The organism is Mucilaginibacter aquariorum (assembly GCF_024498135.1).
Taxonomy (GTDB): Bacteria; Bacteroidota; Bacteroidia; order Sphingobacteriales; family Sphingobacteriaceae; genus Mucilaginibacter; species Mucilaginibacter aquariorum.
The window spans coordinates 39,791-58,398 of record NZ_JANHOH010000006.1 but is presented as its reverse complement, the minus strand read 5'-3'; the positions used below and the strand labels follow the sequence as shown (position 1 = coordinate 58,398).

18 protein-coding genes are annotated in these 18,608 nt (G+C 41.9%); 13 read left to right on the top strand and 5 right to left on the bottom strand.

The window, feature by feature from the left end; genetic code table 11:
* Positions 1–84 precede the first annotated feature (84 nt).
* The 5 genes from NPE20_RS19225 (at position 85) to NPE20_RS19205 (ending at position 6,246) form a co-directional block, all read left to right on the top strand.
* Positions 85–1,200, top strand: a complete 1,116-nt coding sequence (locus tag NPE20_RS19225) for a PQQ-dependent sugar dehydrogenase (protein ID WP_256540323.1) — start codon at positions 85–87, stop codon at positions 1,198–1,200.
* A gap of 223 nt (positions 1,201–1,423) precedes the next feature.
* Entirely contained in the window at positions 1,424–3,691 is a 2,268-nt protein-coding gene (locus NPE20_RS19220) for an aconitate hydratase (RefSeq protein WP_256540322.1), read from the top strand.
* 115 nt (positions 3,692–3,806) lie between these two features.
* Positions 3,807–4,352: a hypothetical protein gene (locus NPE20_RS19215; RefSeq protein WP_256540321.1), complete on the top strand. Its 546-nt coding sequence runs from the start codon at positions 3,807–3,809 to the stop codon at positions 4,350–4,352.
* A 170-nt stretch (positions 4,353–4,522) separates the two neighbouring features.
* Positions 4,523–5,314, top strand: coding sequence for a UPF0158 family protein (locus tag NPE20_RS19210; RefSeq protein ID WP_256540320.1), 792 nt, complete (start codon positions 4,523–4,525; stop codon positions 5,312–5,314).
* A 119-nt stretch (positions 5,315–5,433) separates the two neighbouring features.
* Positions 5,434–6,246 carry a glycine-rich domain-containing protein gene (locus tag NPE20_RS19205; RefSeq protein WP_256540319.1) on the top strand — a complete coding sequence of 271 codons (813 nt, stop codon included), beginning with the start codon at positions 5,434–5,436 and terminating at the stop codon, positions 6,244–6,246.
* Positions 6,247–6,527: 281 nt separating this feature from the next.
* Here NPE20_RS19205 and NPE20_RS19200 read toward each other — a convergent pair whose 3' ends face one another.
* From NPE20_RS19200 to uvrA, 3 genes are all read right to left on the bottom strand, one after another.
* A complete protein-coding gene (locus tag NPE20_RS19200) occupies positions 6,528–7,727 on the bottom strand; it encodes an MFS transporter (protein WP_256540318.1) in 1,200 nt (399 codons plus the stop codon).
* A 72-nt stretch (positions 7,728–7,799) separates the two neighbouring features.
* Positions 7,800–8,135, bottom strand: coding sequence for an ArsR/SmtB family transcription factor (locus tag NPE20_RS19195; RefSeq protein ID WP_256540317.1), 336 nt, complete (start codon positions 8,133–8,135; stop codon positions 7,800–7,802).
* Positions 8,136–8,285: 150 nt separating this feature from the next.
* Positions 8,286–11,204: an excinuclease ABC subunit UvrA gene (gene uvrA / locus NPE20_RS19190; RefSeq protein ID WP_256540316.1), complete on the bottom strand. Its 2,919-nt coding sequence runs from the start codon at positions 11,202–11,204 to the stop codon at positions 8,286–8,288.
* Between the two features lie 406 nt (positions 11,205–11,610).
* Here uvrA and NPE20_RS19185 point away from each other — a divergent pair, with 406 nt between their 5' ends.
* From NPE20_RS19185 to recA, 8 genes are all read left to right on the top strand, one after another.
* Complete coding sequence (locus NPE20_RS19185; RefSeq protein WP_256540315.1) at positions 11,611–12,195, top strand: RNA polymerase sigma factor; 585 nt, start codon at positions 11,611–11,613, stop codon at positions 12,193–12,195.
* Between the two features lie 377 nt (positions 12,196–12,572).
* Positions 12,573–12,770: a hypothetical protein gene (locus NPE20_RS19180; protein ID WP_256540314.1), complete on the top strand. Its 198-nt coding sequence runs from the start codon at positions 12,573–12,575 to the stop codon at positions 12,768–12,770.
* Between the two features lie 163 nt (positions 12,771–12,933).
* On the top strand, positions 12,934–13,065 hold the full coding sequence (locus NPE20_RS19175; protein WP_256540313.1) for a hypothetical protein: 132 nt from the start codon (positions 12,934–12,936) through the stop codon (positions 13,063–13,065).
* Between the two features lie 75 nt (positions 13,066–13,140).
* Complete coding sequence (locus NPE20_RS19170) at positions 13,141–13,476, top strand: PadR family transcriptional regulator (protein WP_256540312.1); 336 nt, start codon at positions 13,141–13,143, stop codon at positions 13,474–13,476.
* A complete protein-coding gene (locus NPE20_RS19165; protein ID WP_256540311.1) occupies positions 13,473–14,051 on the top strand; it encodes a hypothetical protein in 579 nt (192 codons plus the stop codon). Before NPE20_RS19170 ends, NPE20_RS19165 begins: the two co-directional genes overlap by 4 nt.
* A 68-nt stretch (positions 14,052–14,119) precedes the next feature.
* Entirely contained in the window at positions 14,120–15,019 is a 900-nt protein-coding gene (locus tag NPE20_RS19160; protein ID WP_256540310.1) for a CPBP family intramembrane glutamic endopeptidase, read from the top strand.
* 346 nt (positions 15,020–15,365) lie between these two features.
* On the top strand, positions 15,366–16,127 hold the full coding sequence (gene nth, locus NPE20_RS19155) for an endonuclease III (RefSeq protein ID WP_256540309.1): 762 nt from the start codon (positions 15,366–15,368) through the stop codon (positions 16,125–16,127).
* Positions 16,128–16,240: 113 nt separating this feature from the next.
* Positions 16,241–17,248: a recombinase RecA gene (recA, locus tag NPE20_RS19150; RefSeq protein ID WP_256540308.1), complete on the top strand. Its 1,008-nt coding sequence runs from the start codon at positions 16,241–16,243 to the stop codon at positions 17,246–17,248.
* A 79-nt stretch (positions 17,249–17,327) separates the two neighbouring features.
* Here recA and NPE20_RS19145 read toward each other — a convergent pair whose 3' ends face one another.
* Positions 17,328–17,498 carry a hypothetical protein gene (locus NPE20_RS19145; RefSeq protein ID WP_256540307.1) on the bottom strand — a complete coding sequence of 57 codons (171 nt, stop codon included), beginning with the start codon at positions 17,496–17,498 and terminating at the stop codon, positions 17,328–17,330.
* Between the two features lie 103 nt (positions 17,499–17,601).
* Positions 17,602–18,603 (bottom strand): tRNA (adenosine(37)-N6)-threonylcarbamoyltransferase complex transferase subunit TsaD, encoded by a 1,002-nt coding sequence (gene tsaD, locus NPE20_RS19140; protein ID WP_256540306.1) that lies wholly within the window; start codon positions 18,601–18,603, stop codon positions 17,602–17,604.
* Positions 18,604–18,608 lie beyond the last annotated feature (5 nt).

The following is an 18,608-nucleotide window of genomic DNA, read 5'->3' as shown; positions in this document are numbered from 1 at the left end:
TTTACCGGCCCTTTTAAGGGACTGGCAATACAACAATTCCCTGATATTCATGTTATTAATTATTATCCCACTAATAATAAGGATATGAAAACATGCATAACATTGGCAGCTATAGCGGGTCTTTTATTATTGAGTACCTGTAAAAAAAGTTCGTCTTCAAACAACCCCAACAACCCTAATAACCCCGGCAATACTGCCGACCTTACCGATAAAGTAGTAACCGATAAACTCACCTATCCATGGGAAGTATTGTGGGGACCAAACAACCAGTTATGGATAACCGAGCGCGGCGGTAAAATAAGCAGCATTGATCCGGCTACCGGGGCCATTACCCCAATAAAAACCATAAGCGAGGTAGTTTCGCGTGGCGAAGGTGGCTTGCTCGGCATGGTTCTTCACCCGGATTTTGCTACCACACCCGAAGTTTTTGTGGCCTACAATTATGAAAAGAGCGGTACCTACACTAAAAAAATAGTAAAATTTACTTACAGCGGAGGCACCCTGATCAATCCTGTAGTTTTGCTTGATAACATCCCGGCATCAAATATTCATAACGGCACACGTTTGGCTATCTCGCCCGATAAAAAGCTTTTCATCACCAGCGGCGATGCTTCGGTAAACACAAGGGCGCAGGATAAAACAAACCCCGCCGGTAAAATTCAGCGTATAAACCTGGATGGAAGCATCCCCGGCGACAACCCTATAGCAGGCAGCCCGCTTTGGAGTTTTGGGCACCGTAACCCACAGGGCCTGGTATTTGTTGGCGATCGCTTGTACAGTTCAGAGCATGGCAACACTACCGATGACGAGATCAACATTATACAAAAAGACCGCAACTTTGGCTGGCCCAATGTAGAGGGATTTTGCAATGCATCCGACGAGAAAACCTTTTGCTCAGCAAACAATGTAGCTGAACCTATACAGGCCTGGTCGCCCACTATTGCCCCATCCGGTCTCGACTATTATAACAAGGATGCCATCCCTCAATGGAAAGGCTCGTTACTATTAGCGGTGCTTAAAGATTCTGAATTGCTGCAAATAAAACTGAACAGTGCCGGTACCGGTGTAGAAAATGTAAATACCTTTTATAAAAGTAAATATGGCCGTATGCGCGATGTGGCTATATCGCCAGATGGAAAGGTTTATATTGTTACCAGTAATGGGAGTAGCGATAAGGTGATTGAAGTGAGTGGGAAGTAGAACAGTTGGCAGTTGGCAGTTGGCAGTTGGCAGTTGGCAGTTGGCAAATTTCTCGATGCAAACTGCAAACTCAGAACTGCCAACTCCGAATGCGTTATTTAGAATATATCCAAATAGCAATTGTACAAAGCACTGACTGTGAATAAAGTTTATATTTTGTAAATTCGCCGCATAGCCCTAAACAGGGCTTAAACATCTTTTACTACACTAAAAATCAAACATTATGGCTTTTGATTTAGATATGATCAAAAAGGTTTACGATCGTTACAGCACCCGTGTGGATGCTGCCCGTAAAGCGACCGGTAAACATCTTACTTTAACTGAAAAAATATTATACGCCCACCTATCCGAAGGTGATGCTAAAAGAGCTTTTGAACGCGGTACCGACTACGTTGATTTTGCACCAGACCGCGTGGCCATGCAAGATGCTACCGCGCAAATGGCGTTATTGCAGTTTATGCAGGCTGGTCGCCCGCAGGTTGCGGTACCATCAACCGTACATTGCGATCACTTAATACAGGCTAAAGTTGGCGCTGTTGCCGATTTAAATACTGCGGTTGATATTAACCGCGAAGTTTATGATTTCCTTTCATCTGTATCTGATAAATATGGTATCGGTTTCTGGAAAGCCGGTGCTGGTATCATTCACCAGGTTGTTTTAGAGAACTACGCGTTCCCGGGTGGTATGATGATAGGTACCGATTCGCACACACCTAATGCAGGTGGTTTGGGTATGGTTGCCATTGGTGTTGGTGGTGCCGATGCCTGTGATGTTATGGCAGGTTTGCCTTGGGAGCTAAAATTCCCTAAACTAATTGGTGTTAAATTAACCGGTAAACTTTCTGGTTGGACATCAGCTAAAGACGTTATTTTGAAAGTAGCAGGTATCCTAACCGTAAAAGGTGGTACCGGTGCTATTGTTGAATATTTTGGCGAAGGTGCTCGTTCCCTTTCTGCTACAGGTAAAGGTACCATATGTAACATGGGTGCCGAAATTGGCGCAACCACTTCTATTTTTGGTTACGACGAAAAAATTGCCGCTTACCTAAATGGCACGCAACGTGCCGAAGTTGCTGAACTGGCTAACGCTGTTGCACAACACCTAACCGGCGATGACGAGGTTTACGCTAACCCTGAGCGATACTTTGACCAGGTTATCGAGATCAACTTATCTGAGCTTGAGCCACACGTTAACGGTCCGTTCACTCCTGATCTGGCATGGCCTATCTCTAAATTCGCGCAAGCGGTTAAAGAAAACAACTGGCCTGCAATTTTAGAGGTTGGGTTGATTGGTTCTTGTACCAACTCATCATACGAAGATATCACCCGTTCTGCATCTATCGCACAACAGGCTATCGATAAAAATTTAGTTACCAGGGCAGAGTTCACCATTACACCGGGTTCGGAGTTGGTGCGTTACACCGTTGAGCGCGATGGTTACTTAGGTACTTTCGAGAGCATGGGCGGCGTAGTTTTAGCTAATGCTTGCGGCCCATGTATTGGCCAGTGGGCACGTCATACAGACGACCCTACACGCAAAAACTCTATCATCACATCGTTTAACCGTAACTTTGCTAAACGCCAGGATGGTAACCCTAATACGCACGCTTTTGTGGCCTCTCCGGAGATAGTTACAGCGTTTGCTATTGCCGGCGACCTTACCTTTAACCCGCTTACCGATAGCTTAATAAACAAAAACGGCGAGCTGGTTAAATTTGACGAGCCACAAGGTATTGAGATGCCGATTAAAGGCTATGCTGTTGAAGATGCCGGTTACCAGGCACCTGCCGAAGATGGTAGCCAGGTAGAGGTAATAGTTGATCCAAGATCATCACGTTTACAGTTATTAGAGCCATTTACCCCTTGGGAAGGCACTGATATTACCGGCTTAAAATTATTGATAAAAGCCCGTGGTAAATGTACTACCGACCATATTTCTATGGCAGGCCCATGGTTGAAGTTCCGTGGCCACCTGGACAACATATCAAACAATATGCTGATAGGTGCTATCAACTACTTTAATAACACTGCAGATAGCGTTAAAAACGAACTGACAGGCGAATACGGACCAGTACCTGCCACTCAGCGCGATTACAAAGCGCATGGCATTGGTTCTATTGTTGTTGGCGACGAAAACTACGGCGAAGGTTCATCACGTGAGCACGCGGCTATGGAGCCCCGCCACTTAGGTGTACGTGCCATATTGGTAAAATCATTTGCCCGTATCCACGAAACCAACCTTAAGAAACAAGGTATGCTGGGTATCACCTTTGCAGATACAAACGATTACGAGAAAATACAAGAGGACGATATCATTGACATTACCGGTTTAACAACCTTTGCCCCCGGCAAACAGTTAACCGTAGTGCTACATCATATAGATGGTACAACAGAGTCGTTCCCGGTAAACCACACCTATAATGCACAGCAGATAGAGTGGTTTAAAGCAGGCGGCGCGTTAAACATCATCCGCAGGCAAATGATCTCTTAATTTTAGATCTTAGGAGTACGATTTTAGATTAAGCCTTCCCAAACGGGGAGGCTTTTTTTGTGGAAACTTTCATGCATCTTTATACCTTTGATCGTTAATTGATTATCTTATAATAGTGAATACTACTCTCTATCCACTTAATATTGTTAAAAGTATCCGTAGACAAAGGCTTACATACAAGGTTACTTTTAGTTATATCTTTGATTATTTTTTTTCGTTGTTTGCTGCTGGGATTACCCTTTTTATAGGTTACATTTTTTCAAAAAACGCAACGGATAACTTATCGCAAAATACTTCCTTGTTCTTTACATCTGTAATATTAACCATAATTGCCTTTTGGCTTTTTACAAATATTTATTTTTCAAATGTATTAGTCAAAGTTAAAGGCGGATATGCTGCTAACAATAAAGTGGAGCTGCATGCAGTAATAACTCGAAAATTTAAACGGCTAAATAAAACCGTAGAAGGAGATAATCTTGTAACCTATTATCGTGAACCAAGATTTATCGGTCTTAGCCTACTAATTACTTGCGTGTTTAATGATAACGATATATACTTTAATATATCAAGCCTGGGTAGAGGAGATGGCCCTCTCCCTTTTTCAGGGTTATACAATTATTTTAGAGCAAAAAGATTAGTGAAAAATAATTTTAGATCTTAGAAGTACGATTTTAGATTAAGCCTTCCCGATTGGGGAGGCTTTTTTTTTGTGACCTGTTTTTCAACCACGTCATTGCGCTGGGTTAATGTTTCATCCCACATATGAGCTTGATAAAGCTGTTCTTTTTTGTAATTTTTGTTCAATAATTTATAACCATACTTTACTGCAACATGAAAGATTCTCTTACAAATGATATGCTAAAGGAAATTGCAGGCGAACTTGAAATGGGGATGCAGTGTTTTTATAACAAAGTAACCGGCGAAATAGAGTCATATCCCAAAGATCTGGAATTCTCAGGTTTTGAGGATGACTGGGAAGATCTTGTTGTTAAGATAAAATCCAATCCGGGTGATTACTTTGAATTTGAAGCAATGAACAGTAGCCAGGCATTTAAAATCATGGCGGACTTTACTGACGAGATAACCCATATCCCAACGCAAAATAAATTTATGGATGCTTTATCCCGAAAAAAGTCATTTGCGAATTTCAATAATTTACTACAATATTATCCTGACTTGCGGCAGGAGTGGTTTGTTTACAAGAATAAAAGTTATTTAGCCTTTGTAAAAGAACAAGCCGATGAGTTTAAGGAATTTGAAACAACTATTAAGCAATCCTTCAATCAGAATTTCTGTTACGAACTTGAATATCATTTGACAAGAGCATTCGAAAATGCGCCCGATCCGGAAATAAGTAAGATATGGTGCGATGGTGTATTGATGCCATTTGAGGATAGGCAACTACAGCGCGAAAACGTGTTTAGTACGCAGAAGATTGAAACAGAAGCATGGATAGTAATGACTGAAAATGAGAAATACCAGATGACCATCAAATTAGGCAAACGTTCCATCAAGAAATGCAAGGAGGGTTTGCCATTATCTGATTGCCTGCCTGATGAAAATTCATTAAAATGGATCTCCTTTGATACGAAAAACAAGTGCATCGAATTGCAATTAAAATAGAATGTTTACCCTCTTGCGCTCGTCTGTGACGAATCCCAATTGGGGAAGCTTTTTTATTGGATATTTCCCCCACTACGTCATTGCTTTTTCCTTATCTTTAGTTGACTTATACCTTATCGATGACACCTATCGAACAAACGCTTTGGCAAAAGATTCAGGATTTTGAACTGGATGAACCCGTGGCCGATTTTAAATTCTCAGCAAGGCTGGCACGCGAGAATGGCTGGACTTTAACATACGCCAAACGTGTTATATCCGAATATAAGAAGTTCATTTTTCTATGTTGTATTTCGGAGCAGGGCGTTACACCTTCAGACCCGGTTGACCAGGCCTGGCATTTGCATTTAACGTTTACCCGCTCCTACTGGACAGAACTTTGCAAGAACACCCTTAACCGCGAGATCCATCACAACCCAACCAAAGGCGGCAAGCAGGAAGCAACAAAGTTTAACGGATTTTACACCTCATCGCATAAACTTTATACCCAAAAATTCGGCGAACAGCCACCTGCAGATATCTGGCAGGATAACCATACCCGCTTTAGCGACATCAACTTTCAGCGTGTGAATATTGGCAGATACTGGCTCATCAAGAAACCCCGATTATCTGTATACGGCCTTACATTGGTTATGCTATTAATTGCATGCACTACTTTTATACAAGCATCAGAAAGTATGGTGGCCCCATTATTAATGCTGGGCATTGCTGCAATTGTGGTTATTGGCGTATACAGATGGGAGTCGAACCCCAATAGGGGCAAGGGTAATAATGATGGCAACGGTAACAGTGGCTGCGGTACTGCCGGCAGCGGCTGCAATGGGGACGGTTTCACTTCACATCATGGCGGTCACCATGGCGGCCATGACAGCGGAGGCGATAGCGGCTGTTCGGGGTGTTCAGGTTCTGGTTGTAGCGGCTGCGGCAGTGATTAGCTTGCGGTATAATTCCAATCATTCCTCTTGCGCTCGTCTGTGACGAGTGCTTAACTCTGTCCGGCATTTACAATGCGCGGCATGGCGATGAAATCTCCACGCCGCACGTTTTAATCCAACATGTTTTTATGCAAAACAAAATGGAACATGCCCTAAATTTTCAATTATTTATCAAATATTTTTAATGTTTATAGCTATATACCTATTCGCTCTTTCCAGTGCCCAAACCAGGCCGAAATAAAGGCGAAAAAGGGTCGAAAAAGGGCGTTTTTTTGTTCTTATTATTCACAAACCAACTCTTCAGTTTTCGGTTCGGGTTCAGCTACTTTTTCAACTACCGGTTGCTTCTTAGTCCCGGTAATAAAGCTGAGGCCCAGTGCTAATAAAAGCAGCGGCACCGTTACCCAAATAACCTCATGAATGCCAAACCGAACAATAATAAAACCACCTAATAAGGTTCCTAAAGTAATACCGGCATTAAAAAAGGATGGCAGCAGGCTATTCACAAAATCAAGCGAAGGGCCGTGTATACCATTAATAACCAAAAGGTTGGCTACCAAAAACCCACCAGTATGTATCAATCCCCAAACCGAAAGGATGAACACCATGGAGAGAAAGCCACCGCCAAACTGGTAAGCCAGGATATGCATTACTACCAGCAATAATAAAAACACCCGGCTGGTCAATTGAATATTTTTGCTCAGCAAAATACCTGTAAGCCAGTTACCTAGTATACCTGCGCCGCCAAATACCAGTAGCATAACGCTGATCTGCGTGCCGCTCATATGTGACACTTTAGCCAAGTATTCGGCCAGGTACCCATAGGTGGCAAACATGCCCGCAAGTATTATAACGCATATTAAAAATTTCACCCATAATTGGGTGCTGCTCAATATTTTCAGCTGATTTTTAGGGTTTGCAGTCTGTTCATCAACCGGCATCGACGGCGAGTAAATAGCCAGCGCACCAAACGCGATCAGGTTAATAAAAGCGGACAGCACAAATGATGCCTGCCAACTAAACAAATTGGCAATATAGGTAGTAAGCGGCACTCCTATTACAGTGGCTACACTTAGGCCTGCCATTACAATAGCTATAGCTTTAGGCGCATCCTTTGGCCCCGCCTGTTTAGAAGCGGCTGTCATAGATACAGCCCAAAACACCGGATGTAAGAAAGCGGGCAAAATACGGGCCGCCATCAACACGGTAAAATTAGGCGCAACTGCCGAAATAAGATTGGAAACCACAAATATGGCCAGTACCAAACACATAGCTGTTTTACGGTTCACCTTTGCCATAAGCATATTGGTGAAGGGGCCGGCTACAGCTACAGTTAAGGCAAACATACTCAGTAACAAGCCCGCGGTGTCAATTGAAATATTAAACTCTTTTACCAATTGCGGTAATATGCCAATAACGCCAAATTCTGTGGTGATAATGCCAAAGGCGCCCAAAGCCATTATGTAGATAGATTTTTTCATAGGTTGATTTATATATTTGAATGTTTCTATGTATTAGTCGATAAATATTTATGTTGATCCTTTAAATAGATGTTAGTCTTTTAATTCGTTGAGGCTGGCTATGTAATCGCTAAGCACCTGCTGGTTAAGCACGTACTTTAGGTTCCGCCCCTCTTTTTTTGGTAATAGCAGATCGGCATCTACCAATTGTTTTATATGGTGCGAAACAGAAGGCTGGGTCATATCCAGCAGATCATTGATCTCCGCGCAATACAGGCAATCCTTTTTCTTCTTAAATTCCTGCAAAATGGCAATGCGGCTTGCATCGCTCAGTGCCCGGGAAATTTTTTCTATCTTTTTATTGTCCATTATTTTAGCTGACGATAAGCCGCGGCTCACAATCATTATCAGCCAAAGGTATAAAAACATTAATACATAGAAACATTTCTATGTATTAATAGATAAATATGACATTCCCTCCACGGAAACCGCAGTATCGCATAAAAAAGCGATGAGTTTAAAACCCATCGCTTACTATTTAAAGTCCTCTCCTTTGGAGAGGATTTAGGTGAGGCTCCTTTAAAACCTCTCTTTCAAGAACTTTCCGGTATAACTATCCTCAACTTTTATCAGATCTTCGGGCAGGCCTTCAAAAACTACGTTACCGCCACGGTCGCCACCTTCGGGACCAATATCTATCACCCAGTCGGCACATTTAATAACGTCCATGTTATGTTCTATTACAATAATGGTGTTACCATGCTCTAACAGCGCATCAAATGATTTCAGCAGCTTCTTAATATCCGCGAAATGCAACCCTGTTGTCGGCTCATCAAATATAAAAAGTGTTTTATGGGTATTGTTACCCTTCACAAGGAAAGATGCCAGCTTAATGCGCTGCGCCTCGCCACCCGACAAGGTGTTTGACGATTGCCCCAACTGTACATAACCCAAACCAACATCAACCAAAGGTTTTATTTTGGCGATGATCTTTGGTTCTTTAGCAAAGAATTCTAAAGCTTCGTCAATGGTTAGCTCCAGCACTTCCGATACGTTTTTATCCTGGTAGGTAACGTCTAATATATGCTGTTTAAAGCGTTTACCGCCACAAGCCTCGCAGGTTAGGAAGATATCTGCCATAAACTGCATTTCTATCTTCACTTCACCCTCGCCCTGGCAGACATCGCAACGGCCACCTTCAACGTTAAAGGAGAATGCCGAGGGTTTTAAGCCTGCTGCCTTAGCAACAGGTAAGGCGGCGTACAGGTTACGGATCTCGTCCCAGGCCTTAACATAGGTAACTGGGTTTGATCTTGATGAACGGCCTATCGGGTTCTGATCAACCAGTTCTACCTGTTCTATCTTAGCGTAATCGCCTTCAATACTATCAAATGCACCACTTTGATCGCCGCTGTAATTGCCCAATGTTTTTTGCAGGGCTGGCGCCAAAATGCGTTTTACCAAACTTGTTTTACCCGAGCCCGATACACCCGTCACTACAGTAAGCACCCCTAACGGGAACTTGGCGTTGGCATGCTTCAGGTTATTCTCGCGGGCGCCTTTTATCTCAATAAAATCGCTCCATTTACGGCGGCTTTTCGGAATAGCTATTTCTTCGCGACCGCTCAGGTATTTACCTGTTAAGCTGGTATCGTCAGTTATAATTTGGTCGTAAGTGCCGGTGAAAATTAAATTACCGCCATGTGTACCGGCTTCGGGCCCAATATCAATGATATGGTCGGCGGCTTTCATTATCTCTTCTTCGTGCTCAACCACCAAAACGGTATTACCCACATCGCGCAACGATTTTAGCACGGTTACCAAACGCTGGGTATCGCGTGGGTGCAAGCCAATGCTCGGTTCATCCAACACATATATAGATCCCACCAGGCTGCTCCCTAATGAGGTAGCCAGGTTTATACGTTGCGATTCGCCACCCGATAGCGTGTTTGATAAACGGTTAAGCGTTAAATAGGCTAATCCCACATCATTTAAAAAGCTTAAACGGTTAGTTATTTCCAGTAACAGGCGCTTGCCCACCTTAACGTCAGTTTCGTTTAATTTAAGGTTACTAAAAAATTCCAGCGCACCATCTAAGGGCATCAATACCACATCGGTAATGGATTTGCCTGCTATTTTCACGTACGATGCATCCTTACGTAAGCGGCTCCCTTTACATTCCGGGCAGGTAGTTTTACCACGGTAGCGGGATAACAGCACACGGTATTGGATCTTGTAGGTTTGCTCCTCCATCTCCTTGAAGAAAGCATCCAATCCTCGGAAGTATTGGTTACCTGTCCAAAGTAATCTCTGTTGCTCTTCGGTTAGTTGGTTGTATTGTCGATGGATCGGAAAATCAAATTTCAGGGAGTTCTTCACCAGCACATCGTTCCACTCGCGCATTTTTTCACCACGCCAGGGGGCAATGGCACCCTCGTAAATGGTTTTGCTTTTGTCTGGGATGACCAAGTCTTCATCTATACCAATTACCTTACCATAACCCTCGCAGCGTTTACAAGCCCCATATGGGTTATTAAAGCTGAAAAAGTTTGCCGTTGGTTCTTCAAAGCGGATGTTATCCAGCTCAAACCTATCGCAAAAGAAACGTTCTGTTTCAGCCCCCTCTAAATCTCCCCCGATAGGGGAGACTTCTTTATATCGTATATAGCAATCACCTTTACCTTCAAAAAATGCGGTTTGTATACTATCGGCTAAACGACTAATGGTTTCTTCTTCCTCGTTTTTGTTGATCCGGTCTATCACAATACGCACAACAGAAACAGCCGGCAATGAAGATTCAACTGTCGCGGTTTCGCCTTTTTTTACTTTTGTCTTTTTACCTCTTGCCGGTGCAGCTTCTTCATCAACAACCATCGATGAACCGTCTATACTTTCATCTTCCAGTAACGATTCGATACGCGATACCTGCCCGTCAAACTCCACCCTTACAAAACCTTTTTGCATTAAAACAGCCAGTTCCTCTTTAATGCTGCGGTTATTGTGCGGATGCAGCGGGCATAATATAGTTACCTGTGTTTCATCTGGTAGGGAGGTAATAAAATTAATAACATCGGTAACAGAATCTTTTTTTACAATACCGCCAGATACAGGCGAAATAGTTTTGCCTATGCGCGAGAAAAGCAACTTCAGATAATCGTAGATCTCGGTAGAAGTACCTACGGTTGAACGTGGGTTGCTGGTAATTACCTTCTGCTCAATGGCTATTGCCGGGGCTATTCCTTTAATATAGTCGACATCAGGCTTGTTCATACGGCCCAAAAACTGCCGCGCGTACGATGATAAACTCTCCACGTAACGGCGCTGTCCCTCGGCATACAAAGTATCAAAAGCAAGGGATGATTTACCCGAGCCCGACATACCGGTTATAACAACCAGCTTATTTTTAGGGATGGCAACATCTATATTTTTAAGGTTATGTACCCTTGCCCCTTTTATTATAATATGTTTTTTCGGATCTTTTTCTGCTTCTTTAATCATACTGATAGTTCGTGGTCCATTGTTTACAGATCCTGCAATTATTTGTTCGTTGATTTAATTAAACCATTCAGAAAACCAGTGGTCTAACTAAATAATTTACAACGAACTGTGATTTGTTAACTATGAACTTTTGGACTGCAAAAATCCTAAAATATTTAGCTTTATCCAAATGAGTTTGAGTAATTATGAAGGTTAATTGGTTATTAATAAAAGAGTTTGCATTATACTGACATATAGCTATTATGGCATTGACGTAACATACCCTATTAAAAAATATTTGTTTTTATTTTTTAAGATTATTATATTTGAGGGTAATATTTCCTTAACCCTATAAAGAATACGCTATAGATAGAACTCTACTTTTAATAACGACAAAAAAATTAATTTAGTTTATTAGTAGCTTTCTATGGATTTTCAATTGAAAAGTGATCAGGATCTAATCCATCTGTATATTGCCGGAGACGAGGCAGGCCTTGTGGAACTCATTAGGCGATACCAATCAAAAATTTACACTTCTATTTATTTGCTGGTTAAGGACGAAGCCCTTGCCGAAGATATTTTTCAGGATACGTTTATTAAAGTTATTAACACGCTAAAAGCAGGCAAATATAACGAGGAAGGCAAGTTTTTACCGTGGGTGACCCGTATTGGCCATAACTTGGTAATTGACCATTTCCGCCGTGAAAAGCGTGCGCCCATGGTGAGCAATGGCGACGACTTCGATATTTTTGAAGTACTGGGTAATTATGATGAAAGTGCCGAAGACCGCCTTGTGCGCGAACAAACCCATAAAGATCTTAAAAGCTTAATACAACTTTTACCATCCGAACAAAAAGAGGTATTAATTATGCGCCATTTTGGCGATATGAGCTTTAAAGAAATAGCCGATGTTACCGATGTAAGCATTAACACTGCCCTTGGCCGCATGCGTTATGCGCTTAATAACCTGCGTAAAATGATGCAAAGCAAGGAAATGAGCTTGAAAAATTAACTACCCCCTACCTGGCATCTGTTAGATAGAGCCGGCGATAAAAATAAAAAAGCTACACCAATTCAGGGTAGCTTTTTTATTTGCCATAATTCTTCATTCCACAATTTTTACCTTAATGTTTCATTCGTTACCCAGCTCTGGATAAGGGTATTAAATATATTTTTCAATTAGGCCTTAATCACACAATAAGGCACATCGTCTTATCGTTTAAATGCGAAACTCCCTATTAATTTCCATTGAATGAGTTAATATTATTAATTTAAACCGTGCAGGTTAAGGAAAAATTAACTCTCAAAAAAAATTTCATTTAATTTTCATCTTTATAAAATAATCCTAAAAAATTCTCGTTACTTTTATAATTAAACAAACAACAGCTTATGGGTGAAACCTTTACTTCAATTTTAAATTCGGTCACTAATAAAGCTCAGGTGAAGCAATCAGAGGTACATGAAAATCTGGAGGCGGATGATGTGATGTTTTATCATTCTATCCGTGCAGATTTGGATCTTCTAAAAAAGAAACCAAAACTGCAGACGATCCATCATATCCTCGATTACTCAAAAAGCCTTCGCTAATTGGTACTACGGCAAAGTACTGGTTCATAAATCATACTGCAAAAGATAGCAATATCCGGCAGCTTGATTTATGAACCTTTCTATTTTATAAGCTTCATCTACCCCTAAAGTCACTTTGCCAACTTCCTCCCTAATTTAGTAATACATCTATAAGGCCGGATAAATGATAAACCACCACTACCCCAACCCATACCTTTACCGCGGCATAGTGCAGGTTGAGCCTTTTATCAACGCCCATTATGCTGATAGTATCGAGTTGAATAATATCGTCGATGAAGCCTATTTCTCAAAATAGGCTGTTTCAATATACTATTGAGAAAAAACATAGCAAAGCATCATACATTGTATAACTATGTTCTATATTTGTACAATGAATACTGAATTTGTGCAGAACTGGTTTTCCCAGGTAAAGAAGGGAACGCTATCTTACATCATCCTCATCATCCTTAACGAAAAGGAATACTACGGTTATGAGTTGGTGCAGGAAATAAAAATTCATACTACACTTGAGGTTGCCGAGGGCACCTTATATCCTCTATTGAACCGCCTGAAAACCGAGGGGATTGTCGATTCCAAATGGGTTGAGCAGGAGTCAGGCATACCACGCAAGTATTATACACTAACTGATAGCGGTAAAGCTACATTAACCGAAATGAAGAAAATCTGGTCGGCTTTAGGGACCGCCATCCACAAAATAGAGAAATGAAGAGAATAATTTTTACAAACCCAACCGCACAAAAAATATACGACGATTACTTCGCCAGCGTTACCAGTTGCATAAGCATCCTATCCCCCACCGACCAGCAGGAACTGCTGATGGAGCTAAACAGCCATGTTTATGAAGCAACCCATTGTGGCGTTGCCGGCAACGAGGTTGACATACTGGTTGACGCCCTTCATAAGTTAGGCGCGCCCGAGCTGGTATTGCAACCGGCTATAGCTTATAAAAAAGTACAGCAGGCAGGCAGGTCATTTAACCCGAAGCACATTTTGCAGGCATTGTACCTTAACGTTGCCAATGGCGCCGGTTTTTTTGTAATTGGGATCATTTATTTGCTGATACTGGCCTTTGGCTCGTTGGCAATTATCAAACTGATTTCGCCCACGCATACCGGCTTATTCGTGCAAAACGGGCACTGGTTTGCATTTGGATATACCAGCGATTTACCCGATGGACTTATTGAACTGCTGGGAAACTGGTTTATTGCAGTTGTTATTGCATTAATGGGCATATTTTACTTCTTAAACACCCTGCTATTTCGCTTACTGAAAAAGAGATAACTTTTTCAGCTACCATTACATAGCTATGCTACGTATGCAATTATTTATAAACTATATTTAAACAAAATATGAACACAACATTAAAGCAAACCACACATTTATTGTCCGTAGTAAAAATCATTTTATTCGCCCTTGCCTGTATTGCAATATTTGTAACGGCGGCTGTTATTTCGCAGTTGTTAACTTTTTGGATAGCCAACCAGCCTGCCAAAACTGTGGTAAGTGAAATTTTATTAAGATTGCCCTTAACCATCATTGCGCTTCATTTTTTCGCTAAAAAAGTCATCAAAGCATATGACCCAGCTGCTATTTATGGCAATTTGGTGCTTATCAAAGTGTTTAAATGGACAGTCATTGCGTTTCTTTTACCGCTTATGGTGGGGTTATTTTACTACTTGTTTAATTTAATGGTGCCGTTTGCGCATACTACTCCATTAACCTTGGCCAACAAGCTTGGCATATTTATAACATGGTTGTCCATCTCTATCTCCGCAGGCATAACCGAGGAGGCATTGTTTCGCGGGCATTTGTTTATGATTATCCGCGGCCGTTGTTCAATAGCGCAATCCGTTTTCATCACCTCAATAATGTTCGGGCTAGTGCATATTGTTATGCTACCCTCATTTACGCCGCTCGATATACTTATTGTAGTTGTTGGCGGTACAATAGCCGGAATCATGTTTTCCTTAATCTACCTGTATAGCAAATCGCTTTGGTATGCGGCCATAGTGCATATAGTGTGGGATGTTTTTTTCGTTGGTAAAATAACCGCCATTGCCACCACGCAAGCCGATGCCAACCAAGCCATTATGCCGTTTAAACTGACAACGCACAGCCAGTGGCTTACGGGCGGAAGTTTTGGGGTGGAGGCAGCAATACCCAGTTTGTTGCTTTACCTTCTGGTAATCGTGGTATTGTATAAATTGATGCGGGACGGGAACAGTAGTAGCGAAGTGATTGCGGGATAGGCATTAACACTACGTCGACATTCCCAGGGAGTAAAGGAGGCACCTACTTTTGCAAACAATGTCAACAACGCCCGTAAATTCAACTCCGCAGGAAAAGAGATTCAAACTTTTCTTTAACATCGCATCTGTTTCAATCGTGTTTTTTTTAACAGCGGACAAGAGGGTATAGCTTCTTTTTTTAACCCTCTTTGCGCAGCAGGGTCGACCAGCGTAGCGATGTCGGGGTGAGGAAACGTGCCGCCATGCAAATACTATTTGCCTATCTCCTAATAAATAAAGAATATTGCATTTATTGGCACGACGCTTTAAACAAGTACCAATGAACCATTGAACCAATAAATTAACAATGCTTAAAGCCGAACGTTACCGCCATTTTGTTGACTACTTCTCTAAGAACCAACCCGAAGCGGTTACTGAACTACATTACAACAGCCCGTATCAATTACTGGTTGCGGTGATACTATCAGCGCAGTGTACCGATAAGCGTATTAACCAGGTTACGCCTGCCCTCTTCCAGCGTTTCCCTGATGCAGCTGCATTAGCTGCTTCTAATCCCGAAGAAATATTTACCTACATCCGCAGTGTTAGCTATCCAAATAATAAGGCCAAACACCTGGCCGGCATGGCTAAAATGCTGACAGAAGTTTTTAACGGGGAAGTACCATCTGACCTTAACGACTTGCAAAAACTACCCGGTGTTGGCCGCAAAACCGCTAACGTAATAGCCTCGGTGGTATTTGACGCGCCTGCCATTGCCGTAGATACGCATGTTTTTCGTGTGGCTAACCGTATTGGCCTAACAAACCGCGCCACAACCCCACTGGCTGTTGAAAAGCAGTTAATGGAACACCTGCCAAAAGAAACCTTAGGTATTGCCCACCATTGGCTGATACTGCACGGCCGGTACATCTGTGTAGCCCGCAGCCCTAAATGCGAAGTTTGCCCGCTTACCTGGTTCTGCAAATATTACGAACAGCAAAATACCGAAACCGCTTTATTGAAGGCTGAGGCCGCCAGGATTCGCAAAGCGAAAGACGCCAAAAAGAAAAAAACTTTAAACACTATTAGTAAGGAATTGGCTAAACGCAGTGTTGATAAAGATATTTGATTGGTAGGTAGCAGATAGGTAAGTTTACAGGTAAACCAATCAAATAAAAATAATTACTAAAAATATTAGTAATTAATAAATAATACTTTATATTTGTTTCACATTAGTTTAAAATGAGCAATACAGATAAATTGAAGGCATTACAGCTTACTTTAGATAAGCTGGAAAAATCATACGGAAAAGGCACCATCATGAAATTGGGTGACTCCGTTATTGAACCTACCGAAGTAATATCAACCGGTTCGCTGGGTCTTGATATCGCCTTGGGTGTGGGCGGTTTGCCTAAGGGCAGGGTTATAGAAATATACGGCCCCGAATCGTCAGGTAAAACTACTTTAGCCATACATGCTATAGCCGAATCACAAAAGAAAGGTGGCATTGCAGCATTTATTGATGCAGAGCACGCGTTCGACCGCTTTTATGCTAAAAAACTGGGCGTTGATGTAGAAAACCTTTTGATATCACAACCGGATAATGGTGAGCAGGCTTTAGAGATTGCTGATAACCTGATCCGTTCTGGCGCAATAGATATATTGGTAATTGACTCTGTTGCGGCATTAGTGCCAAAGGCAGAGATAGAAGGCGAAATGGGCGACTCTAAAATGGGTTTACACGCCCGTTTAATGTCGCAAGCCTTACGTAAGCTTACCGGTACCATTAGCAAAACCGGATGCTGCTGTATATTCATCAACCAGCTGCGCGATAAAATTGGCGTTATGTTTGGTAACCCCGAAACTACTACCGGTGGTAACGCGTTAAAGTTTTACGCTTCGGTACGTTTGGATGTACGCCGTATATCACAAATTAAAGATACCGATGAAGTATCTGGTAACCGTGTTAAAGTTAAGATAGTTAAGAATAAAGTTGCCCCTCCTTTCCGTATAGCCGAGTTCGACATTATGTTTGGCGAAGGAATCTCTAAGGCAGGCGAAATAATTGACCTGGGTGTTGAATACAACATCATCAAAAAAGCAGGTTCATGGTTCAGCTACGGCGAAACCCGCTTAGGCCAGGGCCGTGATGCAGTCAAACAATTAATACTGGATAACCCGGAATTATCAGAAGAACTGGAAGCCAAAATTAAGGCAACCGTTACCGGCGATAGTTTGGCAGAAGCCTAATATTAGGCCATAAGCCTGATAATATTTAAAGCCTCCTTTAGGGGGCTTTTTTGTTGTAGAATATTTTTAAAGATTCTTATTACTTACCGCCAGTTTTCCAGTACATATATGCAATACAGCCAATAACGGTAATAGCCAATACCACAAGGCCGGTTATACCCTTGCGCTTATCCTGACGCATAAGCCATACTAAAAAAGCCACAAGTGGCAGCACAAAAACTGCCCAAAAAATAAGTGAAGGGATATTCATTTACTGATTTTATTGAATTAATGATTAGTGATTGTAAATATTTGAACAATTAAAAACGAGTAGCCAATCACTAATTCACCAACTCGATAATTCACTAATTATCCTACATAGGCATCCTTGCCAGCGGCGCTATTTCCTGCCCGGCAAATTCCCCTTTTAAATATTTATAGTAACCGGCAATAGCAACCATGGCGGCATTATCGGTACAGTATTCAAACTTAGGTATAAAAACGTTCCAGCCTTGTTCAGCGCCAAGCTTGGTAAGGCCTTCACGTAAACCGGTGTTGGCAGATACCCCACCAGCTAATGCAATATCCGTTATGTTATACTGCTCGGCAGCGCGCTTCAATTTATTTAGCAGAATGGTTGCTATCCGTTTTTCTACCGACGCGCAAATATCACCCAAATTTTCCTTTATAAAATTAGGATTAGCCGCAACATTATCCCTTATGAAATAAAGTATAGCTGTTTTAACCCCACTAAAGCTAAAATCAAAACCAGGTATTTGCGGTTCTGGGAATTTATAAGCATCAGGATTACCTGTACGGGCATGCTTGTCAATAAGCGGGCCACCCGGATATGGCAAGCCTAATATCTTACTGGTTTTATCCATAGCCTCGCCGGCTGCATCATCAAGTGTTTGGCCAATAACCTCCATATCAAAATAGTCTTTAACCAAAACTATCTGCGTATGACCTCCCGATACCGTAAGGCATAAAAACGGGAACGATGGTTTATTTTCGCCTATAAAATGCGCCAGAATATGCGCCTGCATGTGGTTAATATCTATCAGCGGGAGGTTTTTTGCCAGCGCAAATGCTTTAGCAAACGAAACACCTACTAAAAGTGAGCCTAAAAGTCCCGGACCGCGCGTAAAAGCTACTGCATCAATATCATTTTTGCTTACTTTTGCGTTTAATAGTGCTTGTTGTACAGCGGGAACAATATTTTGCTGATGAACCCTTGAGGCAAGCTCAGGAACAACACCTCCATATGCTTCATGAATGGTTTGATTGGCAATAACATTGCTCAAGATCTGGCCATCCACACAAACAGATGCAGAGGTTTCATCACATGAAGATTCGATTCCTAATATTACAGGCACGATAT